The 20875-nt window shown below is 61.0% G+C and carries 19 protein-coding genes and 2 tRNA genes; 15 read left to right on the top strand and 6 right to left on the bottom strand.

Annotation, left to right across the window (positions count from 1 at the left end):
* Positions 1-29: 29 nt before the first annotated feature.
* From PXH66_RS14585 to PXH66_RS14570, 4 genes are read right to left on the bottom strand one after another with little or no spacing between them, the layout of a single operon-like run.
* Complete coding sequence (locus PXH66_RS14585; protein WP_330929771.1) at positions 30-2177, bottom strand: ATP-binding response regulator; 2148 nt, start codon at positions 2175-2177, stop codon at positions 30-32.
* Positions 2174-2545: a response regulator gene (locus tag PXH66_RS14580; RefSeq protein WP_330929770.1), complete on the bottom strand. Its 372-nt coding sequence runs from the start codon at positions 2543-2545 to the stop codon at positions 2174-2176. Before PXH66_RS14580 ends, PXH66_RS14585 begins: the two co-directional genes overlap by 4 nt.
* 18 nt (positions 2546-2563) lie before the next feature.
* Positions 2564-6133, bottom strand: a complete 3570-nt coding sequence (locus PXH66_RS14575) for a PAS domain-containing sensor histidine kinase (protein ID WP_330929769.1) — start codon at positions 6131-6133, stop codon at positions 2564-2566.
* Positions 6130-6879, bottom strand: coding sequence for an RsmE family RNA methyltransferase (locus PXH66_RS14570; protein ID WP_330929768.1), 750 nt, complete (start codon positions 6877-6879; stop codon positions 6130-6132). Before PXH66_RS14570 ends, PXH66_RS14575 begins: the two co-directional genes overlap by 4 nt.
* Before the next feature lie 401 nt (positions 6880-7280).
* On the opposite strand from PXH66_RS14570, the gene PXH66_RS14565 reads away from it, so the two are divergent.
* From PXH66_RS14565 to PXH66_RS14555, 3 genes are all read left to right on the top strand, one after another.
* Complete coding sequence (locus PXH66_RS14565; RefSeq protein WP_330929767.1) at positions 7281-8843, top strand: sulfatase family protein; 1563 nt, start codon at positions 7281-7283, stop codon at positions 8841-8843.
* A 138-nt stretch (positions 8844-8981) separates the two neighbouring features.
* Positions 8982-9066 (top strand) — tRNA-Leu (locus PXH66_RS14560).
* A gap of 100 nt (positions 9067-9166) precedes the next feature.
* Positions 9167-10075 carry a PocR ligand-binding domain-containing protein gene (locus PXH66_RS14555; RefSeq protein ID WP_330929766.1) on the top strand — a complete coding sequence of 303 codons (909 nt, stop codon included), beginning with the start codon at positions 9167-9169 and terminating at the stop codon, positions 10073-10075.
* 32 nt (positions 10076-10107) lie between these two features.
* On the opposite strand, the gene PXH66_RS14550 is transcribed toward PXH66_RS14555, so the two are convergent.
* A complete protein-coding gene (locus PXH66_RS14550; protein ID WP_330929765.1) occupies positions 10108-10575 on the bottom strand; it encodes a hypothetical protein in 468 nt (155 codons plus the stop codon).
* 228 nt (positions 10576-10803) lie between these two features.
* On the opposite strand from PXH66_RS14550, the gene PXH66_RS14545 reads away from it, so the two are divergent.
* From PXH66_RS14545 to PXH66_RS14510, 8 genes are read left to right on the top strand one after another with little or no spacing between them, the layout of a single operon-like run.
* Positions 10804-11109, top strand: a complete 306-nt coding sequence (locus tag PXH66_RS14545) for a hypothetical protein (RefSeq protein WP_330929764.1) — start codon at positions 10804-10806, stop codon at positions 11107-11109.
* An 8-nt stretch (positions 11110-11117) separates the two neighbouring features.
* Positions 11118-13430, top strand: coding sequence for a cytochrome-c oxidase, cbb3-type subunit I (ccoN, locus tag PXH66_RS14540; protein ID WP_330929763.1), 2313 nt, complete (start codon positions 11118-11120; stop codon positions 13428-13430).
* 40 nt (positions 13431-13470) lie between these two features.
* The gene (locus tag PXH66_RS14535) at positions 13471-13668 is read left to right on the top strand and encodes a hypothetical protein (RefSeq protein WP_330929762.1); all 198 of its coding nucleotides are present in this window, start codon (positions 13471-13473) and stop codon (positions 13666-13668) included.
* Entirely contained in the window at positions 13661-14215 is a 555-nt protein-coding gene (locus tag PXH66_RS14530; protein WP_330929761.1) for a cbb3-type cytochrome c oxidase N-terminal domain-containing protein, read from the top strand. Before PXH66_RS14535 ends, PXH66_RS14530 begins: the two co-directional genes overlap by 8 nt.
* Before the next feature lie 51 nt (positions 14216-14266).
* Positions 14267-15676: a cytochrome c oxidase accessory protein CcoG gene (ccoG, locus tag PXH66_RS14525; protein ID WP_330929760.1), complete on the top strand. Its 1410-nt coding sequence runs from the start codon at positions 14267-14269 to the stop codon at positions 15674-15676.
* Positions 15673-15834, top strand: a complete 162-nt coding sequence (locus PXH66_RS14520; protein ID WP_330929759.1) for a hypothetical protein — start codon at positions 15673-15675, stop codon at positions 15832-15834. The genes ccoG and PXH66_RS14520 overlap by 4 nt, the downstream gene beginning before the upstream one ends.
* 4 nt (positions 15835-15838) lie before the next feature.
* A complete protein-coding gene (locus tag PXH66_RS14515) occupies positions 15839-16534 on the top strand; it encodes a sulfite exporter TauE/SafE family protein (RefSeq protein WP_330929758.1) in 696 nt (231 codons plus the stop codon).
* Positions 16525-18906 carry a heavy metal translocating P-type ATPase metal-binding domain-containing protein gene (locus PXH66_RS14510; protein WP_330929757.1) on the top strand — a complete coding sequence of 794 codons (2382 nt, stop codon included), beginning with the start codon at positions 16525-16527 and terminating at the stop codon, positions 18904-18906. Before PXH66_RS14515 ends, PXH66_RS14510 begins: the two co-directional genes overlap by 10 nt.
* A gap of 28 nt (positions 18907-18934) precedes the next feature.
* On the opposite strand, the gene PXH66_RS14505 is transcribed toward PXH66_RS14510, so the two are convergent.
* On the bottom strand, positions 18935-19378 hold the full coding sequence (locus PXH66_RS14505) for a universal stress protein (protein WP_330929756.1): 444 nt from the start codon (positions 19376-19378) through the stop codon (positions 18935-18937).
* Between the two features lie 146 nt (positions 19379-19524).
* Here PXH66_RS14505 and PXH66_RS14500 point away from each other — a divergent pair.
* The 4 genes from PXH66_RS14500 to PXH66_RS14490 all read left to right on the top strand — a co-directional run bounded on the left by PXH66_RS14500 (position 19525) and on the right by PXH66_RS14490 (position 20862).
* A tRNA-Pro gene (locus tag PXH66_RS14500) sits at positions 19525-19601 on the top strand.
* A gap of 333 nt (positions 19602-19934) precedes the next feature.
* Positions 19935-20177, top strand: a complete 243-nt coding sequence (locus PXH66_RS14495) for a type II toxin-antitoxin system Phd/YefM family antitoxin (RefSeq protein ID WP_330929755.1) — start codon at positions 19935-19937, stop codon at positions 20175-20177.
* Positions 20174-20440 (top strand): Txe/YoeB family addiction module toxin, encoded by a 267-nt coding sequence (locus PXH66_RS23130; protein WP_345781732.1) that lies wholly within the window; start codon positions 20174-20176, stop codon positions 20438-20440. Before PXH66_RS14495 ends, PXH66_RS23130 begins: the two co-directional genes overlap by 4 nt.
* A gap of 77 nt (positions 20441-20517) precedes the next feature.
* Entirely contained in the window at positions 20518-20862 is a 345-nt protein-coding gene (locus PXH66_RS14490) for a VanZ family protein (protein ID WP_330929754.1), read from the top strand.
* The last annotated feature ends 13 nt before the right edge of the window (positions 20863-20875 follow it).

Raw genomic sequence — 20875 nt, 5'->3', positions numbered from 1 at the left:
GGGCGGTAATCGTCCCGGTAGGGCCCGCGTCAGCGAGGGGTGGCGGCGAGACCGTGGGCGATGGCTTCGGCCATCGTCTGCATCGTGAAAGGTTTGCTGACAAAGGCTTTGAACCCCTCGGCTTTGGCGCGGTTGGCGTCCATCTGCCCGCCGAAACCGACGATCATGATCATGGGCAGGTGCGGATGTTTTTCCCAGACGGCGCGGGCCAGATCGGCCCCGGTGAGGTTGGGCATGAAATAATCCGTAACCACGAGATCGAACTCGAGCGGCTCGGAGCGGAGGCGGTCCCGGGCGGCGATGGAGTCGGTCATGGTTTCCACGTGGTAGCCGAGTCGGGAAATCAGCGTGGTGGCGACCTTGGCCACCGCGGGCTCGTCGTCGACGACGAGGATGTGTTCACCTTTTCCGACCGGAAGTTCCTGACCGGCGAACGTCCGGGAGGAAGGTTTGGGGGTCTCATCGGCGGCCGGGAAAAAGAGGGTGAACGTGGTGCCTTCACCCACATTGCTGTCCACGAAAATCGCGCCATTGTGGTTGGCCATGATGCCGTGGACCACGGCGAGTCCGAGACCGGTGCCCTCGCCGGCGGGGCGGGTGGAGTAGAAGGGTTCGAAGACGCGCTGCACGGTTTCCTCATCCATCCCGCAACCGGTGTCGATGACTTCCAATTTCAAGTAGTGACCGGGCGTGAGAGGCGGTCGCCGGGCGGCGCCGGATTTATTGAGCTCCACATGGTGGAGGTTGATCGTGATCTCGCCGGGGTGGTGGCCGATGGCGTGTTTGGCATTGGTGCAGAGGTTGAGCAGGATGCGGTGCACCTGATTGGAGTTGGCCAGAGCGCTGCGCTTCGTCTTGAAGTGCGGTCGGATCACAACGTGGGCGGGCATCGTGGAAGTGACCTGATTGGCGGCTTCTTCGATGATCTGCCGCAAATCGAGTGCGGTGATTTCGGCCCGCTCATTGCGGCTGAACATCAAGATCTGGTTGACCAGATCCCGCGCGCGTCGGGAGGCCTCTCGAATGTCGCCGATGCCGTCGCGCCAACGTTGGGGTAACTCGGATGTGGCGGCGTCGATTTCGAGCAATTCGCTGGTGGCGGCGATGACCGCGAGGATGTTGTTGAAATCATGGGCGATGCCGCCGGCGAGATTGCCGATGGCTTCCATCTTCTGAGACTGGCGCAGACGGCGCTCCAGTTTGAGGCGGTCGAGTTCGCCCCGCCGTCGAATCGAGATGTCGCGGATGACGCCGATGCGGCGACTTTCGCCCGACTCGTCCACCTCGACCAACTCGCTGTGGGCGTAGAGAAAGCGATGGGAGCCGTCGGGTTGGACCAAGGTGAACTCGACCTCGCGGGATTGAGGGTCGTCGGGCTCGGGGGAAAAAACGGCGGCGGCACTGGCGCGTTTTTCCTCCGGAATACGGGTGGCGAGCGATGACCAGGCGAGGTGCTTTTGATGAGTGGAAAACCCGAGCAGCGCCAGCGCTTCCGCGGTCCACCAACTGGTGCCGCGGTCGAAGTCGAAACCAAAGCTGCCCATGGCGGCCACTTTGAGGCCGAGCTGAAGTTCCGTGGCGACGCGGCGGCGCTCCTCCACTTCGACTTCCAAGCGGCGGATGCTGTCGACGAGCTTGTTGTTGAGTTCCCGGATTTCGGCTTCGCTGGAAGCCAGAGCGGCATTGGAGGCGGAGAGTTCGTCGACCTTGGCCTCCAATTTGACCGACATACGGCGGCTGTGGCCTTCGAGAAAGTTGTGTTGTTTTTGCGGGGGCGTGGGCGGGCGGGGCGGAGCGGCCCGAACCTCCGTGATCACTTGCTCGAAACGCGGCACGAGCTTCTCGGGTTCGAATGGTTTGATGAGGTAGAGATCGGCACCGATTTCCTTCGCAAAGTGCTCGTCACTGGCATCGGTGAAAGTGGCCGTGTAGAGCACGAAGGGAACATGACAACGCTGGGGATCACGGCGGATGGAGTGACAGAGTTCGAAGCCGTCCATCGTCGGCATGAGAGCATCGGAGACGATGAGATCGGGCAGCCCTTTGACCTTGATGAGGTCGAGTGCTTCCTGGCCGTTGCCGGCTTTTTGCACCCGGTGACCCGCTTCCGTCAGCATCTGCTCCATCAGGTAGATGCTGTTGCGGTTGTCTTCGACGACGAGGATGGTGTGGGTCATGAGGCAGGGTCGAAGAGCAGCTTGACGCGGCGGATGAATTCTTCGGGTTCGTAGGGTTTTTCGAGGTAGTCGTGCACGCCGAGTTCGAGGGCCTGATTGCGCTCCCCGGGCATGGCGTAGGAGGTCGCCACCAGCACGGGAATATCGTGGGTGACGGGATCGGCGTGGAGTTTTTTAAAGGTCTCGTAGCCGTCCATCACCGGCATCTCAATATCCAGCACGATGACGTCGGGTCGCAATTCCAAGGCGGAATTGTATCCCAGCAAACCATTTTCCGCGACGGTGACGGTGAACCCGGCGCGCTTCAACAGGAAGGTGGCGAGGTGTTGGTTGGCAGCGTTGTCCTCTATGAGCAAAGCGTGGGGCATGATGGGCGAGCGGGGAGACTAAACGGAAAGACTAGAGCCCGGCGCGACGGCTGGCAAGGTGAGGGTAAAGCATGATCCGGCGCCGTAGGTGCTGTTGACTTCGATGTGGCCGCCCAATTTCGCCGTGAGTTTGCGCACGAGGTTGAGCCCGAGCCCAACGCCTTCGTAGACGCGACGGGCGGAGCCGTCGATCTGACGAAAAGCTTCGAACAATTGCGGCAGATGCTCCGCCCGAATGCCGATTCCGTTGTCGGTCACGCTGACCTCGATCCCGCCGTCGGGCAGAGAGCGAGCCTTCACCGTGACGCGGCCGTCCGGTCCCGGGGTGAATTTAACGGCGTTGAAGGCGAGGTTGAAGATCACCTGCTCCACGCGGCGGGAATCACTGACGATGGTGTTCAGGTCGGCCTCGGTGACCGTTTCGTAGCGTAGTTTCTTGCCGTCGAACTGAGGTTGGAGCGTGGTGGCGATGGTCTCGAGCACGGTGCAGATATCAATTTCGGCAAAGGAGAATTCCATGCGTCCGGAGTCGATCCGCGACACATCGAGCAGGTCGTTGATGAGATCGAGCAATTGGCGGGCGGACTGATTGACGAGGCCGATTTGGTGGTGCTGCTCCGGCAGCATGGGGCCGACCATGCCGCGTTCGAGAATCGAACTGAAGCCGATGATGGAGTTGAGCGGGGTGCGCAGCTCGTGGCTCATGGTGGCTAAAAACTCCGTCTTAAGCCGATCCAGATCATGAAGTTTCGAATTGGCCGCTTCGAGGTCGGCGGTCCGGGCGGCGACGCGCACCTCCAGGGTTTCATTGAGATCGCGCAGTTCCTGCTCCGCTTGTTTTTGAGCAGTCACATCCGTGATGAACCCGATGATCCGGTCGATTTGAGTCTGAGGATCACGCACGATTTCGCCGGCTTCCCAGACCCAGCGTAGACGGCCGTCGCGGTGATGAATGCGGTATTCCATCGAGTAAGTGCGACTCTCCCGCGGTTTGCGCAACGTGCGTTCCACCAACTCCCGCACCGGCTCTTGGTCTTCCCGCACGATCAAGTCGTTGAAAGAGATTTGACGGTCGAGAAACTCCGCGGGTTCGTAACCACAGAGCGCGAGGGTTCCCTGATTGACCCAACGCATGGTCCAGTCCTCGTCGACGAGGCACTCGAAGGTCATACCCGGAAGTTGATCGACCAAGGTGGCGAGAAAACGCTGCTGACGTCGCAGCTCCGCTTCCGCCTCCATGCGTTGCGTGATGTCGGGCGTGGATATCACCACGCAGTCTTGATGGCCGAGGCGGGCGAGGGTGGCGCACAAATGGACGGTGCGCTTGCGGCGTTTGTGGTCGAAGAGCTGGACTGCCGTGGCGGGAAACGCTCCGGATTGGCGCACGGTGGCGACGAAATGTTCGCGGTCCGATGGGGTCACCCACCAGTGCAGATCCGCATCGGTGCGCTCCGCCACTTCGGAGCGTTGGTAGCCAAAACCGTCGATCCAGCTTTGGTTGATATCGATGAACCGACCCGAGGGAAACGAGAGAATGGCCTGCGGGGTGGGCGACAGATGGAAGACCCGCTGAAAGCGTTCCTCGGATTCGCGAAACAGGCGTTCCGCCGTCATTCGCTCGGTCACATCAAGCACGAGTGACGACACCCCGGCGATCTCGCCGTCGGCGTTGGTCGTCGGCGTATTATACCACTCGCAGTCGATGGTGCGGCCATCCTTCGTGATGTTCTGATTGAAATTTCGAGAACTGGCGGTGTCGGCCATCAACGCTTCCCACGCGTGCGTGACATCGGCTCGATACTGCGGCGGAACAATCATCAGCCCGACCCGCCCGATCGCTTCCTCGGCCCGCCAACCGAAGATGAGTTGAGCGGCGGCGTTCCAACTGCGGATCCGAAAGTCCCGATCAAAATCCACCGCGCCAAGGGGAGTGTTTTCCAGGTGACGGCTGAGGCGCTGTTGACTCGTGCGCAACGCGGTCTCGGCCCGGCGTTGACTGGTCAGGTCGATTTTGACCCCGAGTGCTCCGACCACCTTTCCGTCGCGAAGAATGGGGGATTCCACGGCGTGAAAATGGCGCAAGCCCAGCGGAGTCATGTCTTCGGTGTCCGAGTAAACGATTTCACCGTCGAGCACGCGCCGGAACCGGGCGATTCGATCGGTGATCACCGCGGGGGGGAGCTTGATATCCTCCACGCGCTGCCCGAGCACCTCCCCGTAGTTTTCCCGGGAAAAGCGATTCTGAAACGTGTAGACGCCGTCGGCATCGGTGATCCAGAGATCGAAGGGAGTGTTTTCAAAAATCGCGGTCAGCGTGGCTTCGTGGCTCAGCCGTTGGTCGGCTTGAGCCAACGTTTCACGGTGGGCGGCCTCCAGTTGGGACTGGCGCTCCAGCAGGCGTTGGCCCTGCTCGCGCAGCACCCGCCCCAGTTGCAGGATTTCGCGCGGCGCGGATGATGTGGCCGCGGTGATGAGATTGGTGTCGCCAAATTTCAAAACCGAAGCCGACAGCTCCTCGACCGGGCGCGCGAGGCGGCGCGCGAGCAAGGACGCCATCAACAGGCTCAGTGCCGTGCCCACCAGCGTGGCGATGATAAAGGTGCGGGTGCTGCCGTCCGCGGCGCCAAACGAGGATCGAACGGGCGTCGCCGCCGCGAGGGACCAATCGAGGTGCGGCGCGGGCAGCTGCATTTTTGCCCCGATCCACGTGTGGTCGGCGTGGGGGAATTCGTGAGGCTCCGCCAAGGTCGACTGGTAGGAGACGGCGGGAAACTGCGCGTGCCGTGCGACCAGTGTATCCAGTTCATGAATATGATTCGCCGCGATCGCACGCCGTGAAACCGGCACGCCCAACAGCGTGCTTTCCTCCGAGCGGCGATCCACCAGAACGGTGCGCAATTTGGTTTCCTGATACAGCGCGGCCATGAACGTCGCCAAGTCCTGTTCGTTGTAATCGATCCACCACGTTCCTGCAGCCGCGGAGCGCAGGAGGGAGATGCCCTGCTCGTCCGTCGCCAGCGGCAGAGGTTGCAGCGAAGTCCAATGGATTTCGCCGAAGGCGTTTGGGGCGGACGGTCGGGCCAGCGCGATCGCGTCGATTGCGGGGAGGATCGAAGCGGGCTCCGCTGCATCTCCGTGATAGCGATGGCGCTCGGGGCCGGTGTCGGCGGCTACGATTTGGATATCGAGCGTGACGCCTTCGGTTGCGGTGCGGGTGAGGTAGCCGAATTCCTGTCCGTCCGCGCGCGCAAAGCCCAGGCGGGAAAGCTCGGGACGTTGCTCGAAAATCGGCAGGGCGAGGCGGATAAACCGCCGCCAGGCATCGAACCCCTCGCCCGCGGTCGGGGCGATCAAGTGGGACGTGGAATCGAGACTGAGCTCGGCCGACAGCAGGAGTTGATTGGCCCGAAACGTGGCCCGCTCCAACCGGTCATTGAGATCCAACCGGGCGAGGTCGCTGAAGGAACGGGCGCCCTGATAGTAAACCAAGGTGCCGGTGCCCAATCCCAGCAGCAGGCTCCACGAACCTGCCGCCAGCATCAGCCATGAGCGGAACGACAGATTGAGGAGTCCCGACGGAACCTTCACGGATTGAAGGCGGCGTTTACCACCGCGAGCGCGTAAGTGGCGGCGGTGTCACACCGGAGCACGAGGGAGCCCAGCGAGACCGGCGTGGCGCCCACGGCAATGGCTTCCCGGGTTTCTTCTGGCGTGAAATCACCTTCCGGGCCGATCAACCATACCACCCGCCGGGGCGTTTTCTCCGGCGCCGAGGACGTCTGCAGCACGCTCGCCAGGGGAGGCGAATCGGGCTCCAAACTGGCGATCAGAATCAGGTCAGCGTCGCTGCAAATCTCCCGCAGGTCGCTAAATTCCCGGGGAGGGTCAATGTGCGGAAGCCAGGGATTGCCGCACTGTTTGGCGGCTTCCAAGGCGGTGGCTTCCCATTTGTCGCGTTTCTTGGCCTGGCGACCGGGGTCGAGTTGGACTTGGGTGCGGGCGGTTTGGAGTGGGACGATTCGGCTCACGCCAATTTCGGTCGCTTGGCGCACGATGTTTTCCATGACCCCGCCCTTCGGCATACTTTGCACCAGAATGATTTCACATTTGCGCGCGGCGGCTTGGCGATGACGTTGGATGGTCAATACGGCGGCCCGACGGTGGGCGACGGTCAGCGTGGTGTCCCATTCGTTCCCGGCTCCGTCAAAAGCCACGACGGGATCCCCGGACAGGGCACGGTTCACCGTGACCAAATGATGGGATTCGCTTCCTGATAATGTCAGATCGGCGGCGGCCGAAGCGAGGGGGGGGATGAAAACGCGAAAGTCGGGCATCGCAGAAGCGGGAAGAACTACGGCTTCCAAGGTGTTCAAGCGCTGCGGTCCGTCGAGCGTAGATCTGATCCGTAAACAGTAAGGGCGCCTCGGAGTTACCCGTGGCGCCCTTGCCGACTTATCAAACTACAAACTATGAACTAGGCAAAAGAACAAATGACTTACAGGGGGGAAGACGCGGCCTGCGCTCGTTTCGTTCAAAAATAACTCAAATAATCGAAAGAGTTTTTGAGATGATTGAGATTCATCCCGGGCGCGGACACTCCACGTGTATCGGTGTCTTCATGACGGCATGGTGGAGCGACGACCACGGACGAACGGCCGGGTCGGTCGGCGTGCGGGCGCATCAACTCGGACTCGCCTTGCTAGGTGGATAAGTGCTAGCTGTTTAGCTCATCACCATGAAATTTCCTACCCCTCTTAGAATCTTCGTCGTGACTTCATTTTTGGCGGTGACGCCCTCGTGGGGCAAACCGCTGCCGGTGCCGTCCACGATTCAGCCGGAGCGATTGTCCGGTGCCAAACCGCGCAATGTGGTTTTTATTCTGTCGGACGACCATCGCTGGGATGCGATGAGTTTCATGAATCATCCCCTGGCCGAGACTCCGCAAATGGATCGGCTCGCCGCCGAGGGCGCGCACCTGCGCAATGCGCTCGTCACGACATCGCTCTGTTCGCCGAGTCGTGCGTCGATTCTCACTGGGCTGTATACGTTTAGGCACCGGGTAATCGACAATCAACGGCCGGTGCCGGAGGGCACGGTCTACTTTCCGCAATACCTGCAAAAAGCCGGTTACGCCACGGCGTTCATCGGCAAATGGCACATGGGCAGTTCCGGTGACCGTCCCCAGCCCGGTTTTGATCGCTGGGTGAGTTTTCGCGGCCAAGGCCAATACCTGCCCACGGGCAATACGCTCAATGTCGATGGCGCGGACGTTCCCCAGCAAGGCTACATCACCGATGAACTCACTGATTACGCGGTGGACTGGCTAAAACAGCAGCATGCGGCCGAGAAACCGTTTTTTCTCTATCTCTCCCACAAGGCGGTGCACGCCAACTTCACGCCGGCCGAGCGTCACGCGGGACAGTTTGCTGATCGCGCGTGGCAACGCGCGCCGAGCGAGGCCGTGACCGCGGAAATGACCCGCCACCAACCGCGATGGCTGCGCGATCAACGCAACAGCTGGCACGGCGTCGATTTTCCCTATCACAGTGAACTCGATATCGACGCCTATTATCGGGCCTACGCGGAAACCTTGTCCGCGGTCGACGATAGCATCGGTCGAGTCATGGCCCAGCTGGAGACGATGGGCGTGGCGGACGACACGCTGGTCGTCTACATGGGCGACAATGGTTTCATGTTTGGTGAGCACGGCTTGATCGACAAACGCGTCGCTTATGAAGCGTCGATCCGCGTGCCGATGTTGATGCGTTGTCCGGCGTTGTTTGCCGGCGGCCAAGTCATTGATGAAGTGGTGGCCAACATCGATATCGCTCCGACCGTCATGGAAATGATGGGTCTGCAGGCACCGGCTCACTTCGACGGGTTGAGTGTCGCGCCGTTACTGCGGGGCGAGCACCCGCAATGGCGCGATTACTTCCTCTACGTCTACTACTGGGAGCGGAATTTTCCGCAGTCGCCGACCGTTTTCGCCCTGCGTGGCGATCGTTATAAATACATCACCTACTACGGCCTGTGGGATCAGGATGAACTCTATGACTTGCAGGATGATCCGGATGAAATGCACAACCTGATCCAACACCCGGACCAACAAACTCGGGTGGCCACCATGGCCGACACGATGTTCGCGATGATGGACGAACTCGGCGGCATGCAGATCCCGCTCAATGCCCCCCGGGGACGGACGAATAACCTGCGTTATCGCAGTCGCGGAGGCGAAGCGGCGGCGGACTTTCCCGAATCGATGGTGGTTGACCAACCGGTCAACGCGAACGCCCACTGATTTTAGCGCGGTCCGACGCTCCGGTAATCGCTTGCCTGCCTTTCTGGTGATGGTTGAAGGCGAGGGGGGGTGATTTCTGAACGAAAATAGGATTTACAGGCGAATCCACTGCGGTAGGTTCCGGCCTCTTCGCACCTTGCCCGGGTGGCGGAATTGGTAGACGCAGCAGACTCAAAATCTGCCGTAGAGATACGTGTGGGTTCGAGTCCCACCCCGGGCACCATTTTCGCCTCCACGGGGGTCTATACCAAAAGACGGGGAATCAGAACGTTGAGGTAGTTTGCTTGTTCCGGGGGAAATACCCGCTTATCGTCTGAATTCACATGGATTCTCCGGCCAAACGCAGTCGAGCAGTGGTGACGCAGCTCAAAGAGTCTCAGATCTTCCAAGATTATCAGACGGCGTTTCGGGAAACGACGGGATTACCGCTCAATCTGCGGCCCATTGAGGCGTTTGACTTGCCGCATCATCACGATCCGAAGGAGAACAAATTTTGTGCGTTGATGGCAAAATCCAACCACACCTGCGCGGCTTGCCTGCAACTGCAGGCCAAGCTGGAGCAGGAGGCCGGCATGGAGCCCAAAACCCTCAAATGCTTCGCCGGGTTGTGTGACTCCGCGGTGCCGGTGCGCGTCGGCGAGGACTTGGTGGCGTTTTTGCAAACAGGGCAGATTCTGACTCACAAGCCCACGCGCAAACAGTTCAGCACGGTGACGCGATCGATCCTGAAGTTCGGCACCGATGTGGACCTGAAGAAATTGGAGGAAGCGTGGTTCCAGTCCCGCGTGGTCGACCGCAAACAGTATGACTCGATTCTGCGACTGCTCACCATTTTTGCCCAGCATCTGTCGGCGCTGAGCGGGCAGGTGAGTGCGCGCACCGCCCACCGCGAGTCTCCGTCCATCACACGGGCCCGCGATTACATCGAGTCTCACCACGGCGAAGAGATGTCGCTGGATGAGGTCGCCAAAGCGGTCAACATGAGTGCGTTTTACTTCTGCAAAATGTTCAAGAAGGCGACCGGGATGACGTTTACCGACTACCTCGCCCGGGTGAGAGTGGAGAAGGTGAAAAACCTGCTGCTCAACCCTCACAAACGCATCAGTGAGGCGGCGTTCGAAGCCGGTTTCCAATCCCTGTCCCAGTTTAACCGAGTGTTTCGAAAAATCGCCGGCGAGGCCCCTACCACCTACCGGGAACGCGTCGTGGGCGGTGCAGTGGGGGCGGCGTGAGCCGATCTCCCGTCGCTTGGGCGGATTGTGTCTCAGTGCCGGGGTGAGGCGGTGTCTTTGGCGGCCTGTTGGATGCGACCCCGACACACCGCGCAAAACGAATCGATCTCCCGCCGGGCGATCGCGTGCAGCGCACTTTTTAATTCGGATAAACTCACATCGCGCTCGACGGCCGAGAGGCGGTTGGTGTTGGCCCGTTCCACCAGCAGCGTTTCGATCATGGCCTGTTCCGCGGTGGAAAAATAGGTGAGCAACGGGTTTTGACCGCACACGCATAATTGGCCGGGCCCCGAGAGGCCTTCCGATTTCGGGTGATGCCGTCTGAGCTTGGGGTGTTGGATTTCGGCAAACAACTGGTCGAGCGTCCAATCCATCAAATGCACCAGCGTGTCGGGGTGTGCCATGGGCGTCTGCACGCGTTCGGCGCGGAGCAACGTTTCCCACCGCCGGAGTAGGGTGGGGCGGTTGTTGAGCAGCGCGTGCTTAAACCCGTCGTGCATGCCAGCATCATGGCGAAAAAGCCGGAAATTGGCTCCGCGTTGCTTGCGCAGAGGTAAGCAGAAATTGGTGCCTGCATACGATTTTCTAATCCCCCCTATCATCGCCCGCGGCTCACCAAAATATGCGCATGGCTGCGCAACCGTCGCGGAGCCGGAGGGAGGGGGAATCGGCTAGCATGGCGACGAATTTCACCCCGCTGCTCGGGGCGTTTCGTAACACCCACATCCATGTCCGTTATTCCTCTCACGCTCACGATAAGCCTGTGTCTCGTATTCACCTTCGTCTTGTTTTTTCTGCGCGAGCAGGGCCGCCGACAGTTTAGTTCGGCGGAGAGTGACGCGTTGCTGCCGCTGGCCGAGGAAACGCCGCGTCCGGTCACCTCAAAATCCGCGCAGTCGAGGCCGCGGGCGGGCGGTGATCATCGCCATGGGCATCACGCCCCCGGCGAGTCCTGCGGATGTCAACGCGGGGAGCGCCCGCCTTGTGACGGCTGTGCTCATCGCCGCGCTTCGTCCCGCAACGCCCGCAACTGATTTCTTCCATGGCCTCCCGTAACCTTACGATCGAATACAACGACAAGATCGTCCGCCAATTCATGATCGCCTCCATTTTTTGGGGAGCGGTTGGCATGTTGGTTGGCGTCCTGATCGCGGCGCAGCTGAATTTCTTTCAGCTCAATTTTAACACGTCCTACCTGACGTTTGGTCGCTTGCGACCCCTGCACACCAATGCGGTCATTTTTGCGCTGGTGGGCAACATGATGTTCGCGGGCATCTACTATTCGACGCAGCGCCTCGTCAAAGCCCGGCTCGCGAGTGAATTCCTCTCGACGCTTCATTTCTGGGGCTGGCAGGCGATCATCGCCAGCGCCGCCGTCACGCTCCCGCTCGGGCTGACCCGCGGCAAGGAATACGCGGAACTCATCTGGCCGATCAACATCGCGGTCGCGCTCATCTGGGTGGTGTTTGCGATCAATTTTTTCTGGACGCTGGCCAAGCGCCACGAGCGCAGCCTCTACGTGGCGATCTGGTTCTACATCGCGACGATCATCACGATCGCGATGCTCTACATCGTGAACCACTTGTCGCTGCCGACGAGTTGGACCCACAGTTACGGTGTTTTCGCCGGTGTGCAGGACGGGCTCGTGCAATGGTGGTATGGTCACAACGCCGTGGCGTTCTTTCTCACCACGCCGATCCTGGGCATCATGTATTATTTCCTGCCCAAGGCGGCGGGACGCCCGGTCTACAGCTACCGCTTGTCGGTGATTCACTTTTGGTCGCTGGTGTTCGTCTACATCTGGGCCGGGCCGCATCACCTCCTCAACACCGCGCTGCCCAACTGGCTGCAGATGCTCGGCATGACGTTCTCACTCATGCTCTGGGCCCCGTCGTGGGGCGGCATGCTCAATGGCCTGTTCACGCTGCGCGGAGCCTGGTCGAAACTGCGCACCGATCCCGTCATCAAGTTCTTTGCGGCCGGCGTGACGTTCTACGGCATGTCGACCTTTGAAGGGCCGCTGTTGTCGATCAAATCGGTCAACGCGCTCGGTCACTACACTGACTGGATCATCGGCCATGTGCACGCCGGCACCCTCGGCTGGAACGGTTTCATGGCCGCGGGCATGTTCTATTTCCTCGCGCCGCGCCTGTGGAGCAAACCGCTGCACTCGCAGGCGCTGGCCAATCTCCACTTCTGGTTGGGACTCTTCGGCATCCTGCTCTACGTCGCCGCGATGTGGACCTCGGGCATCACCCAGGGGCTCATGCTCAACTCGACCACGGAGGGCGGCACGTTGCTGACGTATCCAAACTTCCTCGACACACTCAACACCATCCGCCCTCTCATGCTGCTGCGCGTCGTCGGTGGCGGGCTCTACCTGGTGGGTTGGTTCATCATGGCCTACAATCTGTGGCAGACCGTGCGCGGTTCGGTCCCGGTCAATGGCACCATGCAAATCGTGGTCGAGGACGATGTGCCCGAGAACGAGCGCCCGCTCGGTGCGGTCATCACCTTCATCAACCCCCCGGTGATTTTCATCACGGTGGGAACGCTTTGCGCCTTCGTCTGGATCTTTGGCGGTCCGTTTTTGCAGATAGTGGGTATCTTCGGGACGACGCTGTCGGTGATCCTGGCGTGGGCGCATTTTGAATCTCGTGGCAAACGCTGGGCGGCCTGGTATGACCGCCTGTTGGTAAGTGCGGCGCCCTTCACGGTGCTCGTGGTCATCGCGGTCGCCATTGGCGGACTCGTGCAAATCATCCCGGGCATGGTGACCCACCAGGCCGCCATGGTGGAGGATCGGTTGCAGGTCCCTTACACGCCGCTCGAACTCGCGGGTCGCGACATCTACGTCGCCGAGGGTTGCTACAACTGCCACTCGCAGATGATCCGGACGCTCGTGCCCGATGTGTTGCGCTATGGCGACTACTCGCGACTCGGTGAGTCGATCTATGATCGGCCCTACCAGTGGGGCTCGCGCCGCGCCGGACCGGACTTGGCGCGGGTCGGTGGCAAGTATCCCAACGTCTGGCATTTCCGCCATATGGAGGATCCGCGCCAGATTTCGGTGGGGTCGAATATGCCCAACTACCCGTGGCTCTTCGACAACGAAACCGATGTCGCCGCGTTGCCGTCGAAGCTGAGCGTGCAGCGCACGCTCGGGGTGCCGTATCCGGCCATGACCGACGCCGAAATCCAAACCGCCGTCGATCAACAAGCCTCCGCCTTGGCGGCCGAGCTGAAGGCCGCCGGCGTCTACGTGGCGCCTGAAAAACAGATCATCGCGCTCATCGCCTACCTTCAACAGCTCGGCAACTACGAAGACGTTTCCGCGCAAACTGCCCGCCGCTGATTCCGCCCGCACCACTCCCTTCCCAACTCCACCATCTCCTATGTTTCGACGTCTCTTTATCGAAGACTGGACCGTGATCTTCACGATCATCGCCTTCATCACCGCGCTCTCGGTTTACGGCTCCGTATTTTACCGAGCCCTCAAGATGCGCCGTCCCCAAATCGATCGCCTGTCCCACCTGCCCTTTGAGGGCGATGGGCCCGCCACCGAGCAATCCGCCGCCACGACCGATGAGTGATTCAGACAAACCGGAAACACCGGAAGAGGGTAGCACGCGCCACCACGTTTACGACGGTATTGAAGAGTTCAATAAACGTCTGCCCAACTGGTGGTTGTTCACGCTCTATGGGGCGATCGTGTTTTCGATCGGCTATTGGTTTTACTACGCCCAGTCGGGGGTGCCGGTGGAGGACGGCCCCCGGGTCGAGGCCGAGATTGCTCGCATTCAGGCTATCAAGATGTCCTCCAACGTGGTCATCGATGATCCGCACTTGTGGGAGATGAGCCGCAACGCCGTCTTCATCGCCGGCGGCGAGGAGACCTACCAATCGCTGTGTGCGGCGTGCCACCTGCCGAGCCTGCGGGGCAAGAGTGAGAGCCCCGCTGCGATTGGCCCCGATCTGACCGACGGCGAATGGATTCACGGGGCGGAACCGATCAATGTCTACCATGTGGTCGACGCCGGCGTGCTGGAAAAAGGCATGCCCGCCTGGGGCCCGGTGCTCGGCACCGAAAAAACGGCTCAGGTCGTCGCGTTCATTCTCAGCCATCATCAGGCGCCGTAATCCAGTCCAAGTCCGGGTAGGAGTGCGCTCGCGCTCCTGCCCATCACCTCCATGCCCAAACCTTCTCAACGTCCGAGTATTGATACGGTCACTACGATCCGTGACGATGGCTCGCGCTTCTTTTTGCATCCGGCGGATGTGAAGGGATTCTTCACGCGGCACCGGCGCTGGACCGGTTTGTTGCTGATAGCGATCTACCTGTCGTTACCGTGGATCAAGATCGGCGGCCATCCGGCGGTGTTTCTCGATATCGGGGGGCGGCGGTTTCACCTCATGGGACTGGTGCTCGCGTTTCAGGACGCGTGGCTGCTGTTCTTTGCGATTACCGGGCTGGGGTTCTCGCTGTTTTTCATCACCTCTTTACTGGGGCGGCTGTGGTGTGGTTGGGCGTGTCCGCAAACCGTGTTTTTGGAGCATGTTTATCGTCGGATCGAACGGTGGATCGAGGGCGATGCGGTGAAACGCCGTAAGCTCGATGCTGCGCCCTGGGACGTCGCCAAAATCGCCAAGCGAGGAGGCAAGCAAGTCGCGTTCGTGATCGTTTCGGCCGTCATCTCGCATCTGTTTTTGGCTTACTATGTGTCGATCCCCGAGCTGTGGGACATGATGGGCCATGCACCGGCCGAGCACTGGGGGGCGTTCGTTTTTGTGTTCCTGTTTACCGGTGCCATCTACTTCAACTTCGCGTGGTTTCGGGAGCAATTGTGCATCGTGATCTGTCCCTATGGTCGGCTGCAGTCCGCCCTTACGGACGATAATACCATGGTCATCGGCTACGATGCCGATCGCGGCGAGCCCCGCGGCAAAGTAGGGACGCCCGACGTGGGGTCCTGCATTGATTGCAACCGCTGCGTGCAGGTGTGCCCGACGGGAATCGATATTCGTCAAGGGCTGCAGCTGGAGTGTATCGGCTGCGCGGCCTGCATCGATGCCTGTGACGACATCATGACCAAGGTAAAACGGCCCACCGGCTTGATTCGCTACGACTCCCTCGTCGGACTCGAAGGGGGCAAGACGCGCTGGATGCGGCCGCGGACGATCATGTATTCCATCCTGCTGCTGGTTGGCATGAGCGTGGCGACGTTTGCGATTTCGACGGTGCGTCCCGCCAGCTTCGGCGTGACGCGAATTCCCGGGGCGCCCTACATCGTGAGCGATACGGCGGTGCGGAATCAGTTCCTCGTGCGGGTGGTCAACAAACGTGACACGAATCAATCGTTCACGCTCGAGCTCCGGGATGGGCCGGCGTCGTTGGAGCGCACGGGTTTTACGGAAACCATCGAGCTCAGCGCCCTGGGCGAAAAGGTGGTCCCGTTGGTGTTGCAGGTGCCGCGTTCAAACTACGACGGCCGGTTTCATTTGCTGGTGGTGCTGCGCGACGAAGCGGGTAGCTACACGGTGGAGCGGGAGGTCGAGTTTGTCGGACCTGATCCCAAGCTTTTGCGGGAGGATACCCCATGAACGCGGACGACCCGAAGGTGAAGCCCTCCGCCAAAACGCTGTGGCTGGGAGTGGGTGTGCTCTTCGTCCTGATGGCGATAGCATGGACGATTCTGTTAACGCTGGCCTCCCGGAATCCCGTGGAGTCGGTGCCGGTGGAGCACCGGAGCAACCCGTAGCCGCATGGACCTCGCCGCCATCAACACCCCGACCGCCGCACTCTTGGCGGGACTCGTAACGAGTCTGCACTGTGCCGGCATGTGCGGGCCGCTCGCGTGCATGCTCGGTCCCACGAAGGGCGATCGGGCTGATGCCACCACGATCAATACCATCTACCATGTGTCGCGGCTCGCCGGATACACGACGCTGGGCGTGATCGCCGGCGCAATGGGCATGGTGCCGCGGGCGTTTTTCTCCGAAACGGTGGTGCGGTGGTTGCCCTGGTTGCTGGTCGTGTTTTTTGTGCTGGTGGCGCTGCGAATCGATCATCGCTTGCCGCGCATAGTGTGGCTGGCGCGGTGGTCGTTGAAAATCCAGGCGCGACTGCGATCGCGGCCGCGGGTGCAGGTCGCCGCGGCCATGGGAGCGCTGACGCCACTGCTGCCGTGTGGACCGTTGTATTTTTTGGTGACGCTCGCGGCCATGACGGGATCGGCGCTGCGCGGAGCGGAATTCATGTTGGCGTTTGGGATCGGCACGGTGCCGCTGCTGTGGCTCGCGCAAACCCAGTTTGGGTGGTTGCGGCGCCATCTTTCACCGGTGGGGTTGGCACGGTTTCAGACGGGGTTGGCGGTGGTGGCCGCCTTGGTGATCAGTTGGCGTCTGCGCGCGACGCTGGGCTTTGACGGTCCCTCCGTGGATCAGTTCCTATGCCACTGAAGACGTCCACCAAAACGGCGAAGCGCTCGGCACTCAAACCACATTGCCGTCATTGCGGCGCCCCTGCGCCGGCGAACGAGGCGTTTTGCTGTGCGGGCTGTGCTTACGTGTATCGGCTCGTGCATGACGAAGGACTCGATGCTTATTACCAGATCAAGGACGACGTCACCGTGCCGGCGGCCGCTGTGCTGGAGCACACTCGTGACTATGGTTGGCTGCGCAACCTCCAGCACGAAGCGGAGACTCAAGCGAGCGACACCGGGCGCACGCCGCGCCTGCAGCTGGCGGTGCAGGGCTTGTCCTGCGCCGGGTGTGTGTGGCTGATCGAGCGGCTGTTTGCCAAAGTGCCGGGGGCGGGTCGCATCGAGATCAACGCCCAGACCGGGCAATTGCGCCTGAGTTGGCGGCGTGATGCCCAGCCCACATTTGAAGCGGCCGATTTTGCGGCGACGTTGCAGCGCTTCAACTACCTACTCGGGCCGCCGGGAGCCGCGGTGGCGGGGATTTCGGAGAGCCGGGATCTGGTGAAACGCATCGGCCTGTGTGCGGCGTTTGTGATGAACGTGATGCTGTTCACCCTGCCGGCTTACTTCGGCATGGAGGCAGGGTTCACCTACGCGCGGTTGTTCGACACGTTGGCCCTGGGTTTTGGCACGTTGAGCTTGTTGGCGGGCGGCGGCTATTTTCTCACCCGGGCGGTGCGGGCTCTGCGCGAGGGCGCGATCCATATCGATTTGCCGATCGCGGTGGGTATTGTGGGAGCCTACGCGGGTTCACTTTATGGGTGGCTGACGGCGCAACCGGCCTACACGTATTTCGATTTTGTGAGCGGGTTCATCCTGCTCATGTTGATCGGTCGCTGGGCGCAGGTGGCGGCGGTGGAACGCAACCAACGCCGTTTGCTGCAGGAGCAGCCCACGCCGCCGCAGGTCACGGTGTTTGAGGCGGACGGGATTCGGCGCGAAGTGCCGCCGGAGCAGTTGATGGCCGGCATGTGTTTTGCGATACCGACCGGGCAAACGGTGCCGGTGCAGGCAAGGTTGGAGAGCGATTGGGCCGATCTGAATCTCGCGTGGATCAATGGCGAATCGGAATCACGGATGTTCCGAGCCGGTGAGAGTGTGGCGGGCGGAGCGCAGAACGTCGGGCGGAGTGAAATCCGATTGTGCGCCACGCAAGGGTGGGACGAATCGTTGTTGGCGCAGTTGCTGCAACCCGTGACGCGGGAGACGGAGGGCGAACGTTTGATTGAGCGAGTGATCCAGGCCTACTTGGTGGCGATCTTTGCCATCGCGGGTGGGGCCGGAATCGGCTGGTGGTGGGGCACCGGCGACTTGTTGCTCGCGGGCGCGGTGGTGACGGCGGTGCTGGTCGTGTCGTGTCCGTGTGCGTTGGGCCTGGCGTTTCCGTTGGCCGATGAGATGGCGACGGTGGCGTTGCGTAAACGTGGCGTGTTTGTGCGGGCGGGCGATCTCTGGGGTCGGCTCGTCCACATTAAGAAACTCGTTTTCGACAAGACCGGCACGCTCACCCTGGAAAACCCTGTGCTCGCGGAACCGGGGGAGGTGGATCGGTTGTCGCTGGAGGCGCGGGCGGTGCTGTTCACAATGGTGCGCGACAATCCGCATCCGGTGAGCCGGACGCTGTTGGCCGAGTTGGTGCGCGGCCGGTTGCCTCAACTCATTCCCGCGCAGATCCACGAGCAGGTGGGGGCGGGAGTGACGCTGGGCGATTGGTCGTTGGGCCGCGCCGGGTGGCGCGACCAAGGACCGGCGGACGGCGCGACCGTGCTCTGTCACGCGGGGTGTGCGGTGGCACGATTCGTGTTTCGGGATCAATTGCGACCGGATGCAGTGGCGGAAATGTCGGCGCTGGCTGATCGGGGTCTGCAGACCTTCATTCTCAGTGGCGACGAAACGGGTAAAGTCGCCCGTATGGCTCGTGATCTGGGGCTGCCGCCGGACAATGCCTATGGCGGTCAGACACCGCAGGCCAAGGCGGCCTGGCTCCTGGAGCACGGAGCGCACGACGCGTTGATGCTCGGTGACGGTGCTAATGACAGTCTCGCGTTTGACGCGGCGCGGTGTCGGGGCACGCCGGTGGTTCACCGGGGCGTATTGGCGGAGAAATCCGATTTTTATTACCTCGGGCAAGGCCTGGGCGGCTTGCGGGCTTTGTTTGAGGTAAATGACGTGCGCCGCCGCACCCAACGCGTGCTGCTCGGGTTCATGGTCGCCTACAACCTGACAGCGGTCGGGCTGGCCGTGGCGGGATGGATGAGTCCGCTGTTCGCAGCCGTGCTCATGCCGCTGAGTTCACTCGCCACGCTCGCCATCGTCGGGATTGGCATGCGACGAGCGTGGGAGAAGTGAACCCTTGGAGGGGGCGGAATCGGACGGCTTAGTCGTCCTTTTGCCGAGGCACGATGACCACGGGGCAGGGGGCTTTCTTGAGGACGCCGTGGGTGGTGCTCCCGACCAGCAGATCGTAAAAAGCAGTGTGGCCGTGGGAACCCATGACGATGTAGATCGCATGGTGATCGCGGGCCTCTTGCACGATGGTGGGGACGGAAGGTCCGGTGCCGGAGACGGTGGTTACCTCGACGCCGCGCGCGGTGAGTTGAGATTCCAGGTGTTTGAGCTGGCTCTTGGAGGCCTTTTCGCTGACTGCGATGACTTCCTGGACGTTTTCCATGGCCAGACCGTAGTCGGCGGTGACCGTGGGGGGCTGATTGACGTGGAGTAGGACGATGTTCGCGTTCACGGCGCGGGCCAAGTCGACGGCGGCATCAAGCACGTGGGCCGTGGCGGGGGAAAAGTCTACCGGGGTGAGTATCGTTTTCATGAGGCCAATATAGCTCAACCCGGGCGGTGACGCTACGCATGGCTTGCGATCGTTTCCGCACCTGCGGAAGGGGAAGAGCGGAAGACTGGTGAAAAAACCGCTTGCTTCACTCCGAGGGATACCGATTGTGGGCCCTCCTTTCGGTTCGGGCCGTAGCGTAGCCTGGTAGCGCGCTTGCATGGGGTGCAAGAGGTCGGGAGTTCGAATCTCCCCGGCCCGACCATTTGAAAGGAAAATCGGAGACGGACGGCGAACGTCGGTGCCCCCCGTGCTCGCTACGCCAACACGGGGGATGGAAACGAATTGGCAAGTTCGTCTGCTGCGGTTCATCGGGAAACGGACGGCTACTGGCCGTGGCCTCGGGTATGTGGTCGTTGCGTGGCTCTGACAGCTTTCTGTTTTCGAAACGTTTCTGGGCTCGAGAGGAAGCGTTAGGCTCGTGGAAAGCATTGAGCGAAGTCTGCGCTTACGACGCGGTGCAACTTAAGCCTGATGAAGCATTCCGGCGGTAGTCCCCAGAATTGACATGCGTGCGGGATAGCGCACGTTTTTACGTATGACCACTGTCACCGCCACCAAAGCTCGGGGTAGTTTGTATGCGCTCATTGATGAGGCGAATGCGTCCCATGAGCCCGTCCAGATTACCGGCAAACGTGGGAATGCGGTGTTGATCTCAGAGGGCGATTGGCGAGCGATTCGCGAGACTCTGCATCTACATTCAGTGCCAGGATTGGTGGAGTCGATTCAGAAGGCGCGTGACGAAGGCGTCGAAGCCGCTTCGGAGCATTTGGACTGGTGAGCTATACCGTTCTTTTTTCGCGACAGGCGCAGCACGACGCGAAGAAACTCGCCAGGAGTGCACACAAGCAGAAAGCGGAAAAATTGATCGAGATATTACGGACCGATCCAATGCAATCGCCACCGCGTTTCGAGCCATTGGTGGGATCGCTCGAAGGGTGTTATTCGCGAAGAATTAATATCCAGCACCGTCTCGTTTACGAAGTCTTCGAAGAAAAAAAGATCGTTTTGATATTACGCATGTGGACGCACTACGGCGAATGAGGGAGGCGACCGAAGCCTCGTCGGAAAAAAAGGCGAATGCCCGGGGCCACTGGGCATGGCCCCTGTTGATGGCGGTCATGATTTTCGTCGCGTCCGGCCGCGGGCAAGTGGCGGTGCCACCCGTGATCAACATCGACAAGATTACCCATTTCGCGGTCTTCGGCTTGTTGGGGACGCTCATCGCCCGAACCCAGCGCCCGGGACGCTGGTGGGTCGGCATTCTACTCGCGTCACTCTATGGATTGGTCGACGAGTGGCGGCAGAGCTTCACGCCCGGTCGCTCTGTGGAGGTGGCCGACTGGGTGGCGGATACGTTGGGTGCGCTGACCGCGGTGCTGATTTACACCCATTGGAAACGTTACCGGTTGTTGCTGGAGAAAAATCTTTGGCGTTCACGCCCTGCGCCGGTTGCCAAGTCGTGAGTCGTGGTGCCAG

This window comes from Synoicihabitans lomoniglobus, from assembly GCF_029023725.1.
GTDB classification, from domain to species: Bacteria; Verrucomicrobiota; Verrucomicrobiia; order Opitutales; family Opitutaceae; genus Actomonas; species Actomonas lomonigloba.
This window is presented reverse-complemented; position numbering and strand designations above follow the sequence as displayed.